This window comes from Streptomyces sp. cmx-18-6 (genome assembly GCF_046548915.1).
GTDB lineage: Bacteria > Actinomycetota > Actinomycetes > Streptomycetales > Streptomycetaceae > Streptomyces.
Genome location: NZ_JAEBEP010000004.1, coordinates 518,406 through 538,851, shown reverse-complemented (window position 1 = coordinate 538,851; position 20,446 = coordinate 518,406). Strand labels below are relative to the sequence as shown.

Genomic DNA, 20,446 nt, shown 5'->3' with positions numbered 1-20,446 from the left:
TGTCCGATGCCCCGTGTGATCACCGCGACCTGCATCAGCCCCCGGATGTGGGGAAGTTGAGCGAAGTCGCCCCCGGGGTGTCCGCGGAGGCGACAGGATGGAAGGGTGACGAAGTCAAGAGAACGCGGCGCCTGGTACCCGGCGCTGATCCTGTACGTCCCTTGCTCAGTCGGGGCGATCTTCAGTATCTTATTTTTCGTCAAGGCGATTGAAGCCGATAGAAAAATGAAGAACACTGATATGGCGACCCTCCTTGGCGTTCCCATCGGAGTAATGGGAATTGTGATCGCCATCATTTTCGGCGTTCTGGCGTATCGTAAGGCGATCGAAGCCGAGAACAAGGATATTCTGCGGCGCGCCCAAGAACTTGCTGATAGGGTCAGGAAAGGCGAAAGCGACCTCCGCAGTCAACTGCTGGCGGATACCTACCGCATCAATCTCACTTATTCTTCTCTCGATACTGTGCGAGGGCGAATCGCGACATCTCCTGCGAGTGGACAGACCTTTGACGTCGCCAGCTCCAGGATCCTGGATTACTTCCGTTCCACCCGCCCTCGCCGTCTGGTCGTCACGGGGGCCGCAGGAGCGGGGAAAACCGTCCTGGCTCTTGAGCTCATTCTTGCCCTGATAGAGGGGCGCGGCGAGAAAGACCCTGTTCCGGTCCGGGTATCGCTGACCCAGTGGGACGTGGGTCAGTCCCTCGAAGCCCTGCTGAAGCGGCATTTGGTCGACGTCCAAGGCTGTTCCCGCGGCGAGGCCGCCGCACTGGTCGATCGTCACCTGGTGCTGCCGGTCCTGGACGGACTGGACGAGATGGACCCCCTGAGAACCGACGGCGCCCCGGACCCCGACGCCCCTCGTGCTCGCGCCGCCCTGGAGGCTCTCAACGCCTACCGGGACGGCGGGGAGCCGGGCCCCTTCGTGCTGACCTGCCGTACCGAGCACTACGACGCCCTGGCGTCCCGTGCCCCGCTGCTCGACGTCGCTCGCGTCACCATCGAGCCCGTCTCCGTCGACCGAGCTCTTGGGTACCTCGAAAAGCGGACCCCGGATCGGCCTCGTTGGCAGCCGTTGCTGGCCCGTCTCCGTTCCCAGCCCGCCGGACCGCTCGCTGTGGCCTTGTCCACGCCCTGGCGGTTGTGCCTGACGGCCACTGCCTATCGGAATGAGGGGAATCCTTCGGAGCTCCTGGCCCTGGGCAGCGCACAAGAGATCGACCGGCATCTCCTGGCCCGCTACGTCCCCTCCGTCACCCAGCACACCAAGAACCCTCAGAAGTACGGAGCCGACGACGTGGACCGCTGGCTCCGGCACCTCGCCTCGCACCTGAACGGCAGGACGGCGGACACCCAGGTCGCCGATCTGACTCTCCACCGCCTGTGGCCGCTTGCCGGCACTGCCCGCGTCCGTGCTGCCGACGCCTTTCTCGTCCTCGCCGCGGCCCTCGCCCCCGCCGCAGCCGTGGTGGTCATTTCGGTCCTGGGAGGGAAGCCTCTCCCGTTCCCCTTCCTTCTCTTCAATCTTCTGTCCGCCCTGATGCTCGCCGGCCTGACCTTCCGTCCGACTCCCCGGCCCATTCGGCTCCGCCTGACGCTGACGGGGTCGCGCGGCAAGTTCATCAGGTGGTTGGTCATGGGATTCGTGATCGGTGGCACGATCGGATTCACTTCCGGCTTTCTGTACCTATTCGCGAATCCGAATGACGTGCGGGATTCCCTCGAAAACGGCTTCAGAGGCGCGGTGATCTACGGACTCTCTGCCGGTGTGGCGAGTGGTTTAATGGGCGGGCTGGGAAGGGAGATCGCAGCGGGATTCAAGAGGTGGTTCGCCAGATGCTTCCTTGCGTCATCCGCAATTATCATCGTGTTCGCCATCGTGCACGGATTCCCTGAACCGGATTCGGTGTCCATCGGTGGTCGGAACTTCCTATTTTTTCCGTACGAGCATTATGCAATGGCTCTTCGGGCCGTTCTCGCATGCTCTATCGTGGGCGGAATCGTGGGCGGATTCATGCAGAGCCCCCGAGAGGCGTCGATCGTGGTCGTCACGCCTCGGGAATTCATCCGCAACGACTTGGTCTCCGTACTGTCCGGTGTGCTCCTGGCCGGTCTGGTGGGTGTGGCCAGCATGGTGTTCTGGGCGCAAAACGCCATTTTCGCCATCGTGGTGGGATCCCTGACCGCCGTCCTGGCCGGACTGATGAACGGCTTCGCCCCCGCAGCTCGCAGATATTTGGTTTTCCTGCTGTGTTCACGCGGTAAGCTGCCCTTCCGTCTCGTCGTCTTCCTCGACTGGGCTGTCGGTGCGGGACTTCTTCGCTACAACGGACCCAGTTATCAATTCCGCCATCGTGAACTTCAACAGTGGCTCGCCCAGAATCCGGCCCTCTGAGTCAACGGCTGTCCGGAGCCGTCTCCGCGCTGTAGCCCGTGTCCAAGCCGTCCTTCGCGCCCTCGGGCAGTTCCGGGCGCGTGTACGTGGACAGCGGTACGCCGCCGGGGTCGGGGCGGACGGCCCCCAGCAGCGGGTTGGAGGCCACCGGGGAGACCTTCACCTTCGTGCCGGGGCGGGGGGCCTGCACCACCATGCCGTCGCCGATGTAGAGCGCCACATGGGTCGCCTTCGGGAAGTAGACCACCAGGTCGCCGGGGCGCAGCGAGGAGACCGGGACCTTCGGGAGCTGCTTCCACTGCTCCTGCGAGGTGCGGGGGATCGGCCGCCCCGCCGCCGCCCACGCCTGGGACGTCAGCCCGGAGCAGTCGAAGGAGCCGGGGCCCTCGGCCCCCCACACGTACGGCTTGCCGATCTGCCGGATCGCGTACGTGATGGCGTCACCGCCCTGCCGCGACGGCGGCCGGGTCGAGCTGAGCGCCCCGGAGGCGACCAGTTCGCTCTGGGCCGCCTCCACACCCCGCTGCTCCAGCCCGGCCAGTTGGGCCAGTTGCTCGGCGGAGAGCGTGGCCAGCAGCGTCTCCACCTCCTTCAGCTTGCCGCGCACGGCGTCGCGCTGCTTCTTCTGCCGCGCGACCAGCTTCTTCTGCTGGTCGACCGCCTTGCGCGACGCGGCGGCCAGGGCGTCGGCGCGGCGGGCGTCGCCGGTCAGCCGCTCCACCGTGGCCGCGCGGCCCGCCGCCACCCGTTCGATCACATGGCTCTGGTCCAGGGCGCGCAGGGGGTCGCGGGCCAGCAGCAGCTGGAGGTACGCGGAGAACTCGGTGCGCCCCTGGTACTGCTCCCTCGCCAGCCGCCCGGCGTCCCCCCGGCTGAGTTCCAGAGCGGCCCGGGCCTTCGCCAGGTCGGAGCTCACCTTCTTCGCCTGCGCGGTGCGCTGCTTCAGCTTCTCTGCGGTGGCGTTGTAGGTCTCGCTCGCCTCCTCCGCCTCCTGGTAGCGCGTCTGAAGCTCCCGCAGCAGGGTCGCGACGCTCTTGGGCGCCCCGGCTTCGGGTGCTGCGAGGGCGGTCCCGGCATCGACCTCGGCCTCGTCCGGCTCGGGGGAGGGGGCGGAGGGCGCCTCCGCCCCTCCTTCTTCGGAAGGTACGGGGGTGGGCTCGGCCGGGGCAGCGGTGGCGGTGGCGGTTGCACTTGCGGTTGCGGTTGCCGGGGAGACCGTGAGCGCCGTGGTGAGCGCGGCCGTGCAGACCGCGCGCAGGAGTCTGCCTGACACGACATCACCTCCGTGACGGAGACGGAACCCGTGGCCTGGGCTCGTCCATAAGTGGGCGAATCTGATTAATCCGCTCACTCGGTGTCAGGTGATGCAAGCACCGCACGGCGTGCCGTCCGGGAGACTCCCCGGACGGCGGCAGCCTGCGGCAGCGGCGGCCCGAGACGGGCTCGGGCCCCGGGAGGAGGCTTGAGGGGACGCGCCCTGGGCTCAGGTCGCCGGGAAGGCGTAGAAGGTCTTGCCGCGCTGGACGATGACGCTCCCCCCGGCGGTGAACGTCCGGTACGAGGCGGTCACCGCCGCCCCCTTCGGTTCCGCCGCCCCGATGTCCTGGAACTTCCACAGGCGCTCCCCGTCAGCCGCCGAGAAGGCGGTGACCTGGGTGGCGTCGGCGGCGAACAGCGTCTTCCCGCTGCTGCTCAGGGTGAGGGACGGGGCGTTCCGGCCGACCGGCGCCTCCGTCGAGCGCCGCCAGGTGAAACGCCCGCTCTCCCGGTCCACCGCGCCCACCTGCTGGCTGCGTTCGGTGGTGTGGACCACGGGTCCGGCCGCCACCGGGGTGCCGAAGAACGAGTCCCCGGTGCCCTCGGCCCGCCACAGCGGCTTGGCCGTGTCCGCCTCGAACGCCTGGAGGTCCTTGCCGACCGCCGCGTACAGCGTCCCGTCCTCGTCGCCCGCGATGCCCGCGACCGGCGAGACCTTGCCGTACTGCTTGGTCCACAGCAGCTTGCCGGTCTCCCGGTCGAAGGCGCGGACGGAGCCCTTCCCCTTGGCCGCCTTGGCCTGCGCCGCCGTCAGGGTCGCCGCATCCTGCCGGACCAGCAGGTCGCCGGAGCGCTCCGCGACGATCCGGTGGGCGGGCGTGCCCGGAGCGCGGCCCGCCGGTACCGACGTACGCCACAGCTCTTTGCGCTGTTCGACGTCGTACGCGAAGAGGTACGCCTGGACGACTTCCTTGTCCTTGCCCTTCTTCTTGCCCTTCTTCGGCTTCGGGGCCTTCACGGTGACCGTGTGCGAGCCGGTGAACCAGACGACGGAACCGGACTGCCCCGCCAGCCGCCCGATCCGGAGGTCCGGCAGGTCGGTGAACCCGTCCGCGTACCGCACGCGGTGCACCACCGCGCCGTCCTTCGACGCCAGCCACAGAAACTCGGTCGGGCTCGCCACGAAGCACAGGTCGTCGCCCGCCGCCAGCGCCGCCTGGCCCTTGGCGGCGTCCGCGCGCTGCCAGATCCGCTTGCCGGTGCGCAGGTCGACGGCGCTGGCCTGGCTCTCGCTGGTCACCACCAGCAGCCGGTCCCGCCACAGTGCGGTGGTCAGCGGGGACGACTCGGAGGCCGGGTGGGAGTACGTCCACTGCGGCTCGGGGGGCTGGCCCGGGAGCGTACGGCGGGGCTTCGGCGCGGGCTTGTCGTCCGTGGGGGCGGCCACGCTCTCCCGGGGGACGAGCGCGGCGACCGCGCCGCCGCCGACGACGAGCCCGCCGAGCGCCGCGCCCGCGATCGCCAGCAGGGCACGGCGGTTGGTGGCGGGACCGGGCGCGGGGATGGGCGTGGCGGGCAGCGGCAGCGCCACCATGGGGCCGCCGCCTTGGCCCGCGCCGGGGCTGATGGGGCCGCTGGGGCTGATGGGGCCGCTGGGGCCGGCTTGAACGGCCGGGCTGGCCGGGCCGCCCGGGCCGGTGGGGCCGCCTGGGCCGGGCTGACCGCCCGGGCCGAGCTGACCGCCTGGGCCGGGCTGGTCGCCTGGGCCGGTGGAGCCCGGCAGTGCCGAGGCCGCGTACGGGGTCGGGCCGCCGTGGGCGTGGTGGAGGGGGGCCTGCGGTGGAGCGGGCGGGGCGGAGGCGTGGGCGGGATGCAGGGCGGCGGGCGGCAGCGCGGCCGGGGGCAGTGCGGCGGGGGCGGCGGGAGCGTTCCCCGGGGCCGGGGCCGGGGCTGGGGTCGGCGGTAGCGCGGCGGGAGGCGAGTCCAGGTTCCGGTTCGGGGCGGGGGGCGGCGAGAGTTCGTGGGGCAGGGCGAGCTGGGCCGTCGCGCGGTCCGTCCGGGAAGGGGTGCGGCCGGTGTTGAGGAACCGGGTGGTGCCCGGGTCCTCCCCGATGTCGCCGTTGCCGGTGCCGTCATGGGGCCGGTCGCCGTCACCGCCCGGGCCGGTGGCGACGGCTGTGCCGGCGGGGGCCATGGGAATCCGGGGGTCGACCGGCTTCGACAGGACCGGTGCGTCGTCCACCGGCCGGGCGTCTTCGGTCTGCACATCGGCGGGCCGGGCGTCTGCGGGCCGTACGCCTTCGCTCTCCGCGTCGTCCACCGGTGCGTCGTCCACCGGCCGGGCATCTTCGGTCTCCACATCGGCGGGCCGGGCGTCTGCGGCCCCCGCGTCGGCGGGCTGTGCGCCTTCGCTCTCCGCGTCGTCCACCGGTGCAACGCCCACCGGCCGGGCGTCTTCGGTCTGCACATCGGCGGGCCGGGCGTCCTGCGGCTCCTCCTCCGGCGTCCCCAGCGCCCGCACTCCGGCCTCCTGCGCCGCCACCGCGGCCGCGATCCCCTCGGGCAGCCAGCCGCCCCGGGCGAGGCCCGCCGCGCCCTCCAGCGCCAGTTCGGCGGCGACCGTGCCGGCGGTGGGCCGCTCGGCCGGGTCCTTCGCCAGGCAGCCGGCGACCAGCTCGCGCAACTCCGCCGGTACGGCGTCCAGTTCGGGTTCGGCCTCCGCGATCCGGCGGGCGGCCTCCTCCGGCGGGCCCTCCATGAACGGGGTCGTCCCCGTGGCCGCGTACGCCAGCAGCAGCCCCAGCACGAACAGGTCGGACGCCGCACCGACCTTCTTGCCCTCGACCTGCTCCGGCGTCAGGAAGCCCAGCCGAACCGAGAGCTGCCCGCCCGGCTTCGCCTCGGCCACCGCCGCCGCGCCCAGCGGGCCGAACGCGGTGAGCCGGGGCCCGTCCTCGGCCAGCAGCACCGTGCCCGGGGCGAGCCCCTGGAGCACGGAACCGGCGGCGTGCACCCGGGCGAGGATCTCCGCGATGCCCGCGCCCAGTATCCGCAGGGCGCGCTCCGGCAGCGGACCGGCGATCCGGACGGCCTCGGCCAGCGACAGCGCGGGCACGTAACGCGTCGCCGTCCACAGGGGTTCCGGGTCCTCGTCCGCACCCTCGCCGGTGTCCAGGGGCGGGGTCACCCAGCCGCCCGCCAGGCGTTCGGCGGTGCGGGCCTCCGCCCGGAAGCGGGGCCGGAAGGCCGGTACGGCGGCGAGGGCCGGGCGCGCGGCGGTGATCACGGCCACCTCGCCGGTGCCGGCGTCCCGCGCCACGTACTGCACGGAGCTCGCGGCCTCCCGGAAGCGCGCCAGTACGGTGAAGCGGCCGAAGCGGCGTGGATCGTCCTGACGCAGCGCCTCCACGGCGCACCCCCTTGTTACCGTTCCTCGGCCCCCTGGTGACCGTTCTTCGGCGCGCGGGCAACCCGTTCCCCCCGCACCTGACCGTCGATCTTAGGGCCTGGACGTACGGGACGTCCTAGGGCGTGTCCGGCGGATCTTGACCGGGTCCGCGACGCCTGGGCCTTCCCCGAGCTCTCGGCCTCGTTCGAGCAGGGGGGACCCCATCCCTCGCGGCGTTGCCGAGACGCCCGAATCGCTCCGCGACGAGGACGTTCCAGCGCCTTGCGACGCACCGCACCGGACGCCGCGGCCTATCCGGTCCTGATCCGCCGGGCACACCCTAGCCGCCGCTCGCGGGCTTCGACCACGGCCACTTGAGGGCGCGGCGCTCGCGTCCGCCGGGGGCGTACTCGTACACCCAACCGCGTTGCAGCCCGAGCCGCTTGCTGAAGCCGGCCGGGACGCGCTGGTAGGCGTACACGGTGGGCGGGCCGCCCTCGGGGGACGGCACGGGGACCTCGTACCACTTCGGGGGGTGGCCGGTGGGGCCGACCAGGACCGGCAGGACCCGGCCGTCCAGGGGGCCGCCCTTGAAGGGGGTGTTCTCGCTCTTCACCGGGTCAGTCTGACGCAGGGGCGTGCGGCAGCAGGTGTGCCGCCTCCACGACGACCGGGATCACCAGCTCCGCCAGCCGGCCGGCCGGTCCGTCGGAGGTCTCCAGGGCGAGCAGGTCGCTCACCACCGACGCGGTCTCCTCGTCCGTGGCGGCGGTCGCCGTGAGGAGGGCGATGAAATGGTCGACCAGCCAGCCGCGCAGCTCGGCGGCGGGCGGCTGCTTGCCCTCGTCCAGCCAGATCAGCGACGCCGCCTCCACGGCCGCGATCCAGCTCCGCACCATCATCCGCAGCCTCGGCCCGGCGGCCCGCGCGCCGGCGCCCCCGACTCCGCTTCCACGCCCGGCGCTTCCGTCCCCCGCGCCCACGGCCCCGGACCCGATGGCCAGGGCTCCGGACCCCGCGCCCACGGCCCCGGACCCGGCGGCCAGGGCTCCGGGTCCGGCGTTCCCGTTCCCGGCGCTCCCGTCCCCGGCGCTCCCGTCCCCGGCGCTCCGGGCCCCGGACTCCGCGCCCACGTCCCCGGCGATCCGCCCGAGGTGGCTCAGGATCTCCTCTGCCGCCGCCCGCCGTACGCCGTCCACGATGCTCGTCGTCCGGGAGGTCTCCACGACGCTGCCGCCGCGCAGCAGGGCGCTGAACCCGGTGTCGTGCTCGTCGACGAAGCGGAGGTAGCGGTCCAGGACGCGGGCGACGCGCTCGGTGGGCGGGCCCTGCGGCGGCTCGCTGAAGCAGAGCGTCAGCGCGTCGGCCGCCGACCCGAGCGCGGCTTCGTACAACTGCTGCCGCCCGCCCGGGAAGTAGCGGTAGACCAGCGGCCGGGACACCCCGGCCGCCACCGCCACCTCGTCGAGCGAGACCTCGTCGGGGGCCCGGTGGGCGAAGAGGCCGAGCGCCGCGACCAGGAGCTGGGCGCGGCGCTCCTCGACACTGAGCCTGCGGTACGCGCGAGGCGGCGGCGGGGCTGCGGCGGTGGACGTCATGCCTTTGACCCTAAAGCCTCCGGCCCGCACGGCTTCAGGCCAGCAGTCCGGAGCTGCGCCACAGCCTGCGGCTGACCCCGTTCAGCAGCCCGATGTCGTCGAAGAAGTCCGTCAGCCGCTTCGAGCCGCTCTGCATCACCTCCGCGCGGTGACCGCTCGCCTTCACCTGGGCCACGGCCTCCCGGCGGTCCAGGCCGACGTTCTCGTACACCTGCGGGTTGACGAAGCAGATGGAGAAGACCCGGGCCGCCTCGCCGCAGCTGACCTTGGTGAGTTCGCGCTCCCAGCGCGGGGCGGTCACCATCTGGCGGCGCAGCTCCTCCCGGGCGTACCGGACGTGCCGGGCCTCCTCGATGACATGGATACGGGTCACGCCGCGCACCAGGGTCTGCACCCGCTCGTCCGGGAACGTCAGCCGCTGCATCCAGTCGAGGATCTCCTCGCCGAGCAGGGTCGCGGCGAACGAACCGGGGGTGGTGGAGACGGTCTTCAGGACCCGCGCCAGGTTGTGGTAGACGCGCGGCACCTCGTACGTCGGTGCGCCGCCCCAGTCGATCATGCGGCCGAACATCATCGAGTGCCGGCACTCGTCGGCTATCTCCGTGAGGGCGTACCGGACGTGGTTGCTGGTGACGGGCTTGTCGTAGACGTGCCGGACCAGCAGCTGCATCAGGATGATCTCGAACCAGATGCCGAGCGAGGCGAGCGCCGCGCCCTCGTGCCGGGAGAGGTCCAGGCGCTGTTCCTCCGACATCCGGTTCCACATCGGGGTGTCGTAGAGGGACAGCAGCTCCGGCGGCCAGAACCACTTGCCCTCCTCGACGGCCGAGTCCCAATCGAGTTCGGTGTCGGGGTCGAAGGAGTGCTTGGCCGAGGATTCCAGCAGGCGCGCGGCGATCTGCTCGCGGTCGCGGAGCGGTCCGAGTGCGTCGCGGAGCACGGTCGCATCGTGATCGGTCGCTGGCGTCACGGTCGTCATGGCGGGAGCACCTCACAGGCACAGGAGTTGCCGGGCACAGGTGTTACCGGCGGTCACCTCTTATGAGACGCCCTGTCAGCAAGACCGTCAATCCCTTGTGCGCGACTTGTTGACCCGCCGTCTACCACCGTGTGAACCTGCGGGGGAGGCGGCGGGCGTGCGCGCTCAACTGCCCTCGGTGCCACGGAACTTATGGAGCCAGTCGAGGCGAAGGAGACGTCCGTGTCCACTCATGACCTCTACACCACCCCGCCGCCGGAGCCGCTGTGGCAGGTCCCCGCCACCGGGGCGGCCCGGTTCAGCTGGGACTACGACGACGGCCGCGAACGCCTCCTCGCCCTCTACCAGAAGGGCAAGGACAAGCAGTGGGACGGCAACAAGCGCATCGACTGGTCCCTGGAGGTCGACCCCACCGACCCGCTCGGCACCCCCGACGAGGCACTGACGCTCTACGGCACCCCGCACTGGGCCAAGATGACCGAGAAGGACCGGGGCGAGCTGCGCAAGCATTACACCTCCTGGCAGTTCAGCCAGTTCCTGCACGGCGAGCAGGGCGCGATGGTCTGCGCGGCACGGATCGTGGAGTCCGTCCCCGATCTGGACGCCAAGTTCTACTCCGCCACCCAGACCATGGACGAGGCCCGGCACGCGGAGATATACGGCCGCTTCCTCCACGAGAAGATCGGCATGCTCTACCCGGTCAACGACAACCTCCAGGGGCTGCTGGGCGACACCCTGCGCGACTCCCGCTGGGACATGCCCTACCTCGGGATGCAGGTGCTGATCGAGGGCCTGGCGCTGGCCGCCTTCGGCATGATCCGCGACACCACCACCAAGCCCCTGCCCAAGCAGATCCTGGCGTACGTCATGCAGGACGAGGCCCGGCACGTGGCCTTCGGGCGGATGGCGCTGCGCGACTACTACAAGCAGCTCAGTGACGCCGAACTGCGCGAGCGCGAGGAGTTCGTCATCGAGGGCTGCTACCTGATGCGCGACCGCCTCAGCGGTGTCGAGGTCCTGGAGAACTTCGGCATCGGCAAGCAGGAGGCGAAGGACCTCTCCGAGCACTCCGAGTTCCTCCAGCTCTTCCGCAAGCTGCTGTTCAGCCGGATCGTCCCGTGCGTCAAGGACATCGGCCTGTGGGGCCCACGGCTCCAGAAGGCGTACGTCGACATGGGCGTCCTGGAACTCGGCGACTCCAACCTGGACCTGCTCATGTCCCAGGACGAGGAGATAGCCGAGGAGCTGGACCGCGAGCGCTTCGCCGCCGAGGAGGAGGCCCGGGTGGCGGAGGTCGCGGAGGCGATAGCGGAGGGGGAGGGGGAGGGGCGGCGGGAGGCGGCCTGAGGGCCGGGAGACGGCCAGACGGGCGGAAGGCGGCCAGGCGGGCGGAAGGCGGCCAGGCGGGCGGAAGGCGGCCCGAGGGCGTGACGGCCTGGGGGGCAGACGGCCTGAGGGTCGGGAGACGGCCAGACGGGCGGAAGGCGGCCCGAGGGCGTGACGGCCTGTGGGGCAGACGGCCTGAGGGCCGGGAGACGGTCTGGGGGAGGCAGACGGCCTGAGGGGGGTATCGGCTCAACGCCGTGCGGCTGTCCGGTCGATGAAGTCCCCCACCAGCCCGGCCACCCGCTCCGGCGCCTGGAGCAGCATCGCGTGGGTGGCCGCGACGCTCTCGACGGTCACGTTCGGCCGCCGGGCCGCCAGCTCCCCCAGATCCCGCCCGAGCCCCTGCCCGTACGCGTCCAGCAGATCCTCCAGCCACTCCAGGCCGGGCGTCGGTCCGACCCTGTCCTGGGCCCGGACCAGCAGCAGCGGGCAGCGCACGCGCCGGAACAGCGCGAACACGTCCAGTCCGTCCATCGCGTCCAGCATCTCCACCGCCCCCGGCCGCTCGGGCAGCAACTGCCAACCGCCGTCCGGGAGTTCACGTGCGCTCGCCCGGCAGGCCGCCTCCGCCCTGGCCTCCGGGACGCCGAGGCCGACGCTGTAGGCCACTTGTCCCGTCACATAGCCGGCGGGCATCCGGGCCCCCGCCGAGGCCCGGGACATCGCACCGATCTCCGCGAGCCTGCGGGCGACCTCCTCCTCGGCCAGGCCCACGTACTGGTCGGGCCGACCCCACCCGAAACCGTCCAGGTTCACCACCGCGGCCACCCGCTCCGGACGTGTCGCGGCGTACTCCGCGGCGACCATGCCACCCAACGAGTGCCCCGCCACGACCACTTCCCCCGCCCCGGCTCCGCCCGTCGCCGCGAGGGTGTCGTCCAGGTCGGCGCAGACCGTCGCGAAGTCCCAGGGGGAGGCGGGAGCGCTGCGGCCGTGGCCCGGCAGGTCCACCGCGAGCACCCGGTGGCCCCGCGCCAGGTGCGGTGCGGCGTCGGCCCAGTCGGCCGACGAGCGGCCCGCGCCGTGCAGGAGAAGGAGGGGCGGGCCGTCGCCGCCGTGATCGCGTACATGAAGGGCTGTCATGTGCTCCACGGTAGGCCGCCGAAACCGGCTCAAGATCGTCCTCGGGAACGATGGAATCCGACGGTCCCCGGGCCGATAATGGATGTACGCCACGGGGTCCGGCGACGCCTCCGGAGAGCGGTGGCCCCTCCCTCTCCCGGGAGCGCGGCGGGCCGATTCTCTCGACCTGATACCGATATCGCCCTCATCGAAATCCCGTTCGCAAACGTGTCGTACCGTGACCCCATGACCACCCCGCCACACCCGCCGCAGGGCCCGTACGGATCGACTCCGCCCCCGCCCCCGCCGTCACCGAATCCTTACGGCCCGCCGCCCGTCCAGGGTTCCGTGCCGCAGCAACAGCCCTACGGCTACCCGCAGCAGGCCCCGCCCCCGCCCCACCAGGGCGGATGGGGCGGGCCCGGAGCGCCGGGCGGCGGCCCGGGTGCGGCCGGCTGGCCGCCGCAGGGGCCGCAGCCGCCGCGCAAGAAGCGGACCGGGCTGATCGTCGGCATCGTCGCCTGTGCGGTGCTCGTCGCGACAGGCGTCGTGTACGGAGTCTCCCAGCTCGCCGACAAGGGGGCCGACCTGGCGTTCCCCAAGGCCGAGTACAAGCTCGTCGTGGTGAAGAAGCCGCTGGGCGACGAGTTCACCTTGGAGCAGGACATGTCGGACACCGAGGGCAAGGAGATCGAGGACACCCCCGACCCCAGTGTCCGGGACGGCAAGGCGGTCGTCGCGCACTACTCCTCGACCAAGGGCGACGCCCTCGTCCTTTCCGGGATACACGGGCGGCTGGCCAGTCCGTCGCTGATGCGCGGCATGATGCTGAAGGGCGCGGCGGACGAGGGCGACTCGAAGGTGGTCGTGCCCGTCAAGAAGTTCACCCCGGACGGGTACGACGTCACGATCGAGTGCCAGGTCGTGCAGTCGAAGGACGTCGGCGGCCTCGTCAACATGCCGATGTGCGCCTGGGCCGACAGCAACACGGCCGCGATGATCGCGCTGTTCCGTCCCGGGTACGTGCTCAAGGACGCCACCGACATCGACCTGGCGAAGGTCGCGGAGGACACCGCCAAGGTGCGCGGCGAGGTACGCCAACCGATCGGCTGACCGGCTCGCCGACCCGGCGCGGGGCAAGCGGGCCGGGCCGCCCTCACCCCCCGACCGGAGGCTCCTTGGCCGCGGGCAGAGCGCTCTCCACCGCGCGGGCCATGCCGAGCAGCGGGAGATCCGCCCCGCGCGCCGCCACCAGGTGCAGCCCGACCGGGCAGCCGTCACCGGTGAACCCGGCGGGCAGGCTCGCCGCCGGGTGACCGCTCACGTTGAACGCCCAGGTCAGCGCGGTGGAGTAGAGCTCACCCGGGCCTTCGTGGCCGTGCGGCCGGTTCGGCGTGGTCGGGGTCAGCAACAAGGGCGCGGCGGCGAAGAGGTCATCCAGCCGTTCGTCGTTCGCCCGCCGGACCGCCACCGCCTCCGGGTCCGTGGGCGACCCGCCCCGTATCGCCTGCCAGGCCCGCCCCGGGTCGAGCAGTGCGCAGTCGCGCTCCACCAGGCGGACGACGCCCGCCGCGACGAGCCGGTCCACCGCCGCACGGACCACGCCGGCCACCTCCGGGTCCACCTCCGCGTACCCGAGGTCGGGGCTGAACACGACGGGCAACGGCGTCGGCAGCGGCAGGCGCGTCGGCAGATCCGTCAGCGGTGGCACCGGCGTCGCCAGGCCCGTCAGCGGTGGCAGCACCTGACGCAGATACCGCTCCGCACCGGCCGCCGAGCGGGCCAGCACCCCGGCCGCCGCGAGCCCCGAGCGGTCGGGGGAGGGGAGCAGCCCGTTCGTCGTCTTCAGCCCGAAGACCCCGCACCAGGCGGCCGGGATGCGGACCGACCCCGCCCCGTCGCTGCCCGTCGCCAGCTCCACCATCCCCGCCGCCACCGCGACCGCCGAACCCGCCGACGAACCGCCCGGCGTCCGGTCCGCCCGCCACGGGTTCACCGTACGGCCGTGCGCTCCCCGCCCCCAGGTCTGCCAGACCGTGCCGGGGCCGGGTACGGAGGTCGCGCCGACCGGGACGCCACCGGCGGCGATGAGCCTGCGGGCCGCGTACGAGCGGATGCCGGCCGAGCCCTTCACCGCGAACGGCAGCCCCCGCAGCGGGAGTTGCCGAGCGGCCGGCTCGCGTGCGAGAGCCTCGTCGGGCCAGACCTCGATGAAGGCGTTGAGCGCCGGGTCCAGCCGGCCGATCCGCTCCAGGGCCCGCGCCACGGCGGAAGGCGTCCGTGTCATGGCCCCAGTCTCCCCCCAGGCCACCTGCGGCACCCTCCGCGGCCCCCGGGACGGCGAGCGTCACCCCTCCAGCGCCGCCTCCATCACCGCCCGGGCGATCGGGGCCGCGCTGCCGCCGCCGCTGATGTCGTCCCGGTCCGCCGAGGCGTCCTCCACCACCACGGCGACCGCGACGGCCGGGCGGCCGGAGTCCGAGGGCTGGGCCCAGGAGATGAACCAGGCATACGGCAGGCCGGAGTTGTCGACGCCGTGCTGAGCGGTGCCGGTCTTGCCGCCGACCCTCACCCCGTCGATCGCCGCGTTCGACCCGGTGCCGTTCTCCACCACGTCGACCATCATCCGCTGGAGCTGCACCGCCGTCGACGGGCTCATCGCCCGTTCGTAGGAGCGCGGCCCCTGCTGCTGGACCGTGTCCCCGTCGTGGGTGGTCACCCGCTCGACCAGATACGGGTACCGGAGGTCGCCGCCGTTGGCCACCGCCGCCGCGACCATCGCCATCTGGAGCGGGGTGGCGGTCGTGTCGAACTGGCCGATCGAGGACTGGGCGAGCTGGTCGTCGCTCATATCGGTGTCGAAGTTGCTCTTCGCCACCCCGGACGGGATGCGCAGCCCGGTGTCGTTGAAGCCGAACTTCCCCGCCGCCTCCGCCATCCCCTCCAGCCCGACCTCCACGCCCAGATGGGCCATCACCGTGTTGCAGGAAACGCGGATCGCGTCGGCCAGCGACGCCTTCTCGCAGCCGCGCGCCTCGTCGGGCAGGGTGGTGCTCGTGCCCGGCAGGACGTACGGCGACGGGGTGTCGGTCGGCGCGTCCGGGTCGGTCACCACCCGGGCGTCCAGGGCCGCCGCGGCCGTCACGATCTTGAACGTGGAGCCCGGCGGATACGTCTGCCGGATGGCCCGGTTGAGCATCGGCAGGCTCTTGGCCGCGTTCAGCCGGGACCACGCGTCGGTGACCGCCGAACCGGTCCCGGACAGCCGCTCGGGGTCGTACGACGGGGTCGAGACCAGCGCCAGGATCCGGCCCGTCGACGGCTCCAGGGCGGCGACCGCGCCCCGCCGGCCGCTCAGCCCGTCGTACGCGGCGCGCTGCATCGACTCCTTGACGGTCGTGACGACGTCGCCGCCCGGCTGCCGGCCCCGGGTGAACTCGTTCCAGAAGGGGAGCGGGGCCAGCAGGGAGTCCGTACCGGAAAGGACGTCGTCCTCGGCGTTCTCCAGAAGCGTGGTGCCGTACGTCTGCGAGGCGTACCCGGTCACCGGCGCGTACAGCGGGCCGTGCAGATAGGTGCGCTCGAAGCTGAGCTGCTCGCCGGTCTCGTCGTTGCCGGTCACGGCCCGGTCGCCGACCAGGATGTTCCCGCGCGGCTGGTCGTAACGGGCGATGGTGTTACGGCGGTTGGCCGGGTTGTCGTTCAGCTCGTCGGCCTCGAGGAGCTGGACGCGGGCCGCGTTGACGAGCAGCGCCACGAGCAGCAGCAGACAGAGGGCGGCGGCGCGCCGGATGTAGCGGATCACCGGTCCTCCTCCCGGGGGTCCACGGTGTCCCCGGGGCCTACGGCGCTCGCGATGACCCCGGTCTCCACCTGTTCGGGCTCGGGTCTGCGCGCGAGGTCGCTGACCCGGATCAGCAGCGCCACGATGATCCAGTTGGTGACGACGGAGGAACCGCCCTGCGCCAGGAACGGCATCGCCATCCCGGTCAGCGGGATCAGCCCCATCACCCCGCCCGCGATCACGAACACCTGGAGGGCCAGGATCGAGGCGAGGCCGATGGCCAGCAGCCGCCCGAACGGGTCGCGCAGGGCGAGCCCGGCCCGGTAGCCGCGCGCCACGAGGAGCGCGTACAGGAGGAAGATCGCGGTGAGGCCGCTGAGGCCCAGCTCCTCGCCCGCCGTCGCCAGGATGAAGTCGGACTTGGCGGCGAAGCCGATGAGGATGGAGTGCCCGGCCCCGAGCCCGGTCCCGAGCATGCCGCCGGCCGCGAACGCGAAGAGCGACTGGGCGAGCTGGCCGGGACCGCGCCCGGCGTCGATCGAGGCGAACGGGTCCAGCCAGTCCTGCACCCGGCTGTGCACATGCGGCTCGAACGAGCCGACGACGAACGCCCCCACCGCCGCGAGCAGCAGCCCGACCGCGATCCAGCCGGTCCGGCCGGTCGCCACGTACAGCATGATGACGAAGAGCCCGAAGAAGAGCAGCGAGGTGCCGAGGTCCCGCTCCAGCACCAGCACGCCGACGCTGAGCAGCCAGATCGCCACGATCGGGCCGAGCACCCGGCCGGTGGGCAGTTGCAGCTTCCAGATGGTGCGGCCGGTGTACGCGAGCGCGTTGCGGTTGGCGGCGAGATAGGCGGCGAAGAAGACCGCGAGCAGGATCTTGGCGAACTCGCCCGGCTGGAAGGAGAGTCCGCCGATCCGGATCCAGATCTTCGCACCGTTCACCGCCGGGAAGAAGATCGGCACGATCATCAGGACGAGCGCGGTGGCGACCGAGAGGTAGGCGTAGCGCTGGAGCACCCGGTGATCGCGCAGCAGCACGACGACCACGGTGAACAGGGCGACCCCGAGCGTGGACCAGATCAGCTGGGTGGGCGCGGCCTGGTCGCGCGGGGTCTCCAGGTCGAGCCGGTAGATCAGCACCAGGCCGAGGCCGTTGAGCAGGACGGCGATCGGCAGCAGCAGCGGATCGGCGTACGGGGCCCGGAAGCGGACCGCGAGGTGGGCGAGCAGCGCGAGCATGCCGAGCCCGGCTCCGTAACCGGCGACGTCGGGGGGCACGGCCCCGTTGCGGGCGAAGCCGACAGCCGCGTATCCGTAGACGGAGACGATGACGGCCCCGATGAGGAGCGAGAGCTCGACCCCCCGCCGTTTGGGCAGGCGGAGCTCGGGCGGGGGAGCGTCCGCCGTCGTTGCGGTCATGGACCGCAACGTAGCAAGAGGCGCGCCGTATTTCCCTTATGTCATAGCGCGTCCGCCGCCGCTGTCTCCTGGCGCGTCCGTCGTGGCGGCCCGGTGCGGGGAGGACCCGGGCGGCACACGTCCGCCCGGGGAGTCCATGGCTTGGGGCCGGGCTCCTCGGGCGGACGGTTGTGTCAACGCTTACGTCAACGGGGTTGCGTCAACGGGTTCGGGCGGGGTCAGCACCAGTGCGGGGCCGCGCCGATGTTCTCGATGTAGCGGGCCGAGCCCCACGCCCAGGTGCCGTCCGAGAGGAGGTACCAGCGGTTGTTGCCGTCGATGTTGTCGCCCTTGGTCTTGCAGAAGATGGAGACCACGGTGCCGTACTTGACCGAGCCCACGACCCGGCTGCTGCGGTACGGCCGGTCGCGCAGCAGCAGGTGCGGCTTGGCGACGACCCGGCCCTTGTAGTCGCGCTTCGGGGCCTTCGGCTTCGCCTGGCCCTGGCCCTGCTCCTGGCCCTGTGCCTGCTCGCGGCCCTGGTTCTGGGCCTTCGCCGCCTCGCGGGCCTCCTTCTTCTGCTGCGCCTCGTACTCGCGCTGGAGGGCCGACGCGGAGAGCTCGTCGGACGACGGCTTCGGGGCCGTGGCCTCCGTGCGCTGCCCGGTGGGCTCGGGGTCCGCCGCCAGGGCGGGGGCGGCGGCCGTGACCGCCGCGAGCGCGCCGGTGGCGACGCAGAGACCGATCCGGCGGAACCGCGAGGGGCGGGAGAGGGGGGACATGCTGCCTCCAGGGGAAGGGAATGCCGTGGGGAAGGAAGGTGCCATGGGTGAGAGAGGGCCATGGGGACACGGCCCTGGGCTCGCGACTCACGCTAGGTCGGGTACGGAGGGTCCGCAACGCGTCACTGTCGGTGAGGTGCGGCCGGATCTCCCGTCCCGGCCCCCCGGCCGCCCGCGTCCCCGCCGGACTCCCCGTCGTCGAGGCGTACGTACTCCGGCAGCGTCAGCCGGGCCAGCGCCCCGCCGTCCGGGGGATTGGCGAACTCCAGCCGGGCCCCGATCACCGCCGCCTGGCCCACCGCGATGGTCAGCCCGAGTCCGTGGCCCTTGCCTGCGCCGTCCGTGCGGAACCGCTGCGGGCCGGTGTCCAGGAGGTACGCCGGAAAGCCCGCCCCGTGATCGCGTACGGAGACCACCGCGCCGTCCACGCTCAGCACCACCGGAGGGGAGCCGTGCCGGTGGGCGTTGGCCACCAGGTTGCCGATCACCCGCTCCAGCCGCCGCCGGTCCGTCTCGACCCGGGCCGGATCCGAGACCCGGACCTCGGTGTCCGTGCCGGAGGCCCGCACCACCCGTTCCACCAGCGGGGCGAGTTCGTGCACGGCGAGGTCGACGTGCTCCGTACGGGCGTCCAGACGCGAGATCTCCAGCAGGTCCTCGGTCAGCGCGCGCATCGCCCGCACCCGGTCCCGCACCAGCTCCGACGGCCGCCCCGGCGGCAGCAGCTCGGCCGCTGCCGAGAGGCCGGTCAGCGGGGTGCGCAGCTCGTGCGCCACATCGGCGGTGAACCGCTGCTCCGTCTGGAGCTTGCGCTGGAGGGTGGAGGCCATGGTGTCCAGCGCGCCCGCCACGATCGCCACCTCGTCCTGGCCGCGCACGGGACGTGCCGTACGGGGGTCGCCGACCCGGGCGTCGAGGTCGCCCGCGCTGATCCGGCGGGCCACCCGGGCCGTCTGGTGCAGCCTGCGCGTGACCCGGCCCACGGCGAAGAGGCCGACGACGAGCGTGGCGGCGATGGCCAGCAGCGAGGAGCCGATGATCGCCCGGTCCAGGCCGCCGATGGTGTCAGCGCCGTGGCTGTAGTCCGTCCAGGTGGCCAGCGCCCGCCCGTCCGCCGGGCCGGCCGCCCACATGGCGGGGCCGCCCCGCCCGTACGGGTCGTCCGGCCGCCGGGGTCCGTCCGCGACCATCGTGCCCCGCTCGCCGTCCGCCGCCAGGGCGCGCAGCGAGGCGGGCAGCCCCGGCGGGTTGATGCCGGAACCCCTCGGCAGCGGCTCCCCGGCCTCGTAGGCGTCGGTGACCACCTCCAGCCGGGCCAGCGCCTTCTCGCGGGCGTGGGAGACCGTCTGCCGGGTGACCGCCGTGTGCACGAGGACGCCGAGCAGGGCGGCCAGGGTGCAGCACATGACGGTGAGGAAGACCGCGGACTTCCAGGTGAGGGTCGCGGTCCAGGCGGGGGAGCGGAATCCGCGCCGTCTCACGGGCGCTCCGCCGAGGGGGCGCCGCCGGAAGTCGAGGGGGAGCCCGGAGCGGCCTCGGACCCGGACAGGGAGCCCGGAGCAGCCTCGGACCCGGACGGGGAGCCCGAAGCGGAACCGGACCCCGATGGGCTCGGGTCCCGGCGGTCCGCGTCCTTGCCGCGCCCCGGCGCCCGCAGGATCTCGTCCCGGGTCGGCAGCATCGCGCGCTGCCGGTCGTCCCAGGACCACGCGGTGCGGTACTCGTACCCGGAGATCGCGGACGGGGCCCGCATGATCAGGTCCCGGCCCGCCAGCTCCACGCTGATCACGGCGTCCGACGCGGACATGATCCGGGTCAGCTCGCCGCCCTGGTCCGCCAGATACGCGCGCACGGCGAGCTGACGGCCGGACATGCGGATGCCGACCACCAGTTCGTCCCTGCCGTCGCCGGTCAGGTCGTAGTAGTACGGGTCCAGGACCGGGCAGTCGTCCGGGGCCGTCCGGCACGCGCGGATCTGCCGCACGGTCGCGTCGGGCAGTTCGTCCAGCCCGCTGTCCCGGTCGGTCCTGGCCTTCAGCCCGGCCTGCACCACCGCCACCGGGTCCAGCCGGCGCACATCGCCGCCGGGCGCCCTGATGCCGGGGATGCGGGCCGTCTCGCCCTCCCCGTAGTCGTACGGGGCGGCTGAGGCGGGCGGCAGATCCGGCCACAGACGGGCGGGCTCGACCGCCGAAGGGGCCCGGCCGGCGCTCTCCAGGCCCCCGGCCGAGCCGCAGCCGGACAGCCCGGCGAGCAGGGCGGGCACGGCGAGCGCGGCGACGGCAAGCCGGGCGGTACGGGCGCGGTCCGGGCGCACGGCTCGCCCTCCTCGTAGACGACAGGGGCCTACACCCTAAGCGCAGGACCGTGCGCAATGCCCACTTCGTACCCTTACGCGACCGGCCGCCCGTGCCGC

15 protein-coding genes are annotated in these 20,446 nt (G+C 72.5%); 3 read left to right on the top strand and 12 right to left on the bottom strand.

Going from position 1 to position 20,446, the window contains the following annotated elements; all coding sequences use genetic code 11:
* The first annotated feature begins 105 nt into the window (after nt 1–105).
* Nucleotides 106–2,391 carry an NACHT domain-containing protein gene (locus tag ACLJPL_RS13060; RefSeq protein ID WP_411080940.1) on the top strand — a complete coding sequence of 762 codons (2,286 nt, stop codon included), beginning with the start codon at nt 106–108 and terminating at the stop codon, nt 2,389–2,391.
* A gap of 1 nt (nt 2,392) precedes the next feature.
* On the opposite strand, the gene ACLJPL_RS13055 is transcribed toward ACLJPL_RS13060, so the two are convergent.
* From ACLJPL_RS13055 to ACLJPL_RS13035, 5 genes are all read right to left on the bottom strand, one after another.
* Nucleotides 2,393–3,664 (bottom strand): NlpC/P60 family protein, encoded by a 1,272-nt coding sequence (locus ACLJPL_RS13055; protein ID WP_411080939.1) that lies wholly within the window; start codon nt 3,662–3,664, stop codon nt 2,393–2,395.
* Nucleotides 3,665–3,874: 210 nt separating this feature from the next.
* Nucleotides 3,875–7,057, bottom strand: a complete 3,183-nt coding sequence (locus ACLJPL_RS13050; protein WP_411080938.1) for a PQQ-binding-like beta-propeller repeat protein — start codon at nt 7,055–7,057, stop codon at nt 3,875–3,877.
* A 319-nt stretch (nt 7,058–7,376) separates the two neighbouring features.
* The gene (locus tag ACLJPL_RS13045; protein WP_411080937.1) at nt 7,377–7,652 is read right to left on the bottom strand and encodes a hypothetical protein; all 276 of its coding nucleotides are present in this window, start codon (nt 7,650–7,652) and stop codon (nt 7,377–7,379) included.
* Between the two features lie 4 nt (nt 7,653–7,656).
* Nucleotides 7,657–8,634 carry a TetR/AcrR family transcriptional regulator gene (locus tag ACLJPL_RS13040; RefSeq protein WP_411080936.1) on the bottom strand — a complete coding sequence of 326 codons (978 nt, stop codon included), beginning with the start codon at nt 8,632–8,634 and terminating at the stop codon, nt 7,657–7,659.
* Nucleotides 8,635–8,668: 34 nt separating this feature from the next.
* The gene (locus ACLJPL_RS13035) at nt 8,669–9,613 is read right to left on the bottom strand and encodes an AurF N-oxygenase family protein (protein WP_411080935.1); all 945 of its coding nucleotides are present in this window, start codon (nt 9,611–9,613) and stop codon (nt 8,669–8,671) included.
* A 222-nt stretch (nt 9,614–9,835) separates the two neighbouring features.
* Here ACLJPL_RS13035 and ACLJPL_RS13030 point away from each other — a divergent pair, with 222 nt between their 5' ends.
* The gene (locus ACLJPL_RS13030; protein ID WP_411080934.1) at nt 9,836–10,960 is read left to right on the top strand and encodes a ferritin-like domain-containing protein; all 1,125 of its coding nucleotides are present in this window, start codon (nt 9,836–9,838) and stop codon (nt 10,958–10,960) included.
* 228 nt (nt 10,961–11,188) lie between these two features.
* Here the strand turns inward: ACLJPL_RS13030 and ACLJPL_RS13025 are convergent, their stop codons facing one another.
* A complete protein-coding gene (locus ACLJPL_RS13025) occupies nt 11,189–12,082 on the bottom strand; it encodes an alpha/beta fold hydrolase (RefSeq protein ID WP_411080933.1) in 894 nt (297 codons plus the stop codon).
* Nucleotides 12,083–12,307: 225 nt separating this feature from the next.
* Between ACLJPL_RS13025 and ACLJPL_RS13020 the strand changes: the two genes are divergently transcribed.
* Nucleotides 12,308–13,174: a hypothetical protein gene (locus ACLJPL_RS13020; RefSeq protein ID WP_411080932.1), complete on the top strand. Its 867-nt coding sequence runs from the start codon at nt 12,308–12,310 to the stop codon at nt 13,172–13,174.
* A 43-nt stretch (nt 13,175–13,217) separates the two neighbouring features.
* Here ACLJPL_RS13020 and ACLJPL_RS13015 read toward each other — a convergent pair whose 3' ends face one another.
* The 6 genes from ACLJPL_RS13015 to ACLJPL_RS12990 all read right to left on the bottom strand — a co-directional run bounded on the left by ACLJPL_RS13015 (nt 13,218) and on the right by ACLJPL_RS12990 (nt 20,347).
* Complete coding sequence (locus ACLJPL_RS13015) at nt 13,218–14,348, bottom strand: amidase (RefSeq protein ID WP_411080931.1); 1,131 nt, start codon at nt 14,346–14,348, stop codon at nt 13,218–13,220.
* A gap of 60 nt (nt 14,349–14,408) precedes the next feature.
* On the bottom strand, nt 14,409–15,866 hold the full coding sequence (locus ACLJPL_RS13010) for a penicillin-binding transpeptidase domain-containing protein (RefSeq protein WP_411080930.1): 1,458 nt from the start codon (nt 15,864–15,866) through the stop codon (nt 14,409–14,411).
* Complete coding sequence (locus ACLJPL_RS13005; protein WP_411080929.1) at nt 15,863–17,269, bottom strand: FtsW/RodA/SpoVE family cell cycle protein; 1,407 nt, start codon at nt 17,267–17,269, stop codon at nt 15,863–15,865. Before ACLJPL_RS13005 ends, ACLJPL_RS13010 begins: the two co-directional genes overlap by 4 nt.
* Before the next feature lie 218 nt (nt 17,270–17,487).
* Nucleotides 17,488–18,030 (bottom strand): SH3 domain-containing protein, encoded by a 543-nt coding sequence (locus ACLJPL_RS13000; RefSeq protein ID WP_411080928.1) that lies wholly within the window; start codon nt 18,028–18,030, stop codon nt 17,488–17,490.
* A gap of 122 nt (nt 18,031–18,152) precedes the next feature.
* Nucleotides 18,153–19,511 (bottom strand): ATP-binding protein, encoded by a 1,359-nt coding sequence (locus ACLJPL_RS12995; RefSeq protein ID WP_411080927.1) that lies wholly within the window; start codon nt 19,509–19,511, stop codon nt 18,153–18,155.
* Entirely contained in the window at nt 19,508–20,347 is an 840-nt protein-coding gene (locus ACLJPL_RS12990; protein WP_411080926.1) for a hypothetical protein, read from the bottom strand. Before ACLJPL_RS12990 ends, ACLJPL_RS12995 begins: the two co-directional genes overlap by 4 nt.
* Nucleotides 20,348–20,446: the final 99 nt, after the last annotated feature.

Bases quoted from the DNA above. Each gene is read 5' to 3' on its own strand.
- ACLJPL_RS13040 (WP_411080936.1), bottom strand. From the start codon at position 8,634: ATGACGTCCACCGCCGCAGCCCCGCCGCCGCCTCGCGCGTACCGCAGG.
- ACLJPL_RS13035 (WP_411080935.1), bottom strand. From the start codon at position 9,613: ATGACGACCGTGACGCCAGCGACCGATCACGATGCGACCGTGCTCCGC.
- ACLJPL_RS13025 (WP_411080933.1), bottom strand. From the start codon at position 12,082: ATGACAGCCCTTCATGTACGCGATCACGGCGGCGACGGCCCGCCCCTC.
- ACLJPL_RS13020 (WP_411080932.1), top strand. From the start codon at position 12,308: ATGACCACCCCGCCACACCCGCCGCAGGGCCCGTACGGATCGACTCCG.
- ACLJPL_RS13015 (WP_411080931.1), bottom strand. From the start codon at position 14,348: ATGACACGGACGCCTTCCGCCGTGGCGCGGGCCCTGGAGCGGATCGGC.
- ACLJPL_RS13005 (WP_411080929.1), bottom strand. From the start codon at position 17,269: ATGACCGCAACGACGGCGGACGCTCCCCCGCCCGAGCTCCGCCTGCCC.
- ACLJPL_RS13000 (WP_411080928.1), bottom strand. From the start codon at position 18,030: ATGTCCCCCCTCTCCCGCCCCTCGCGGTTCCGCCGGATCGGTCTCTGC.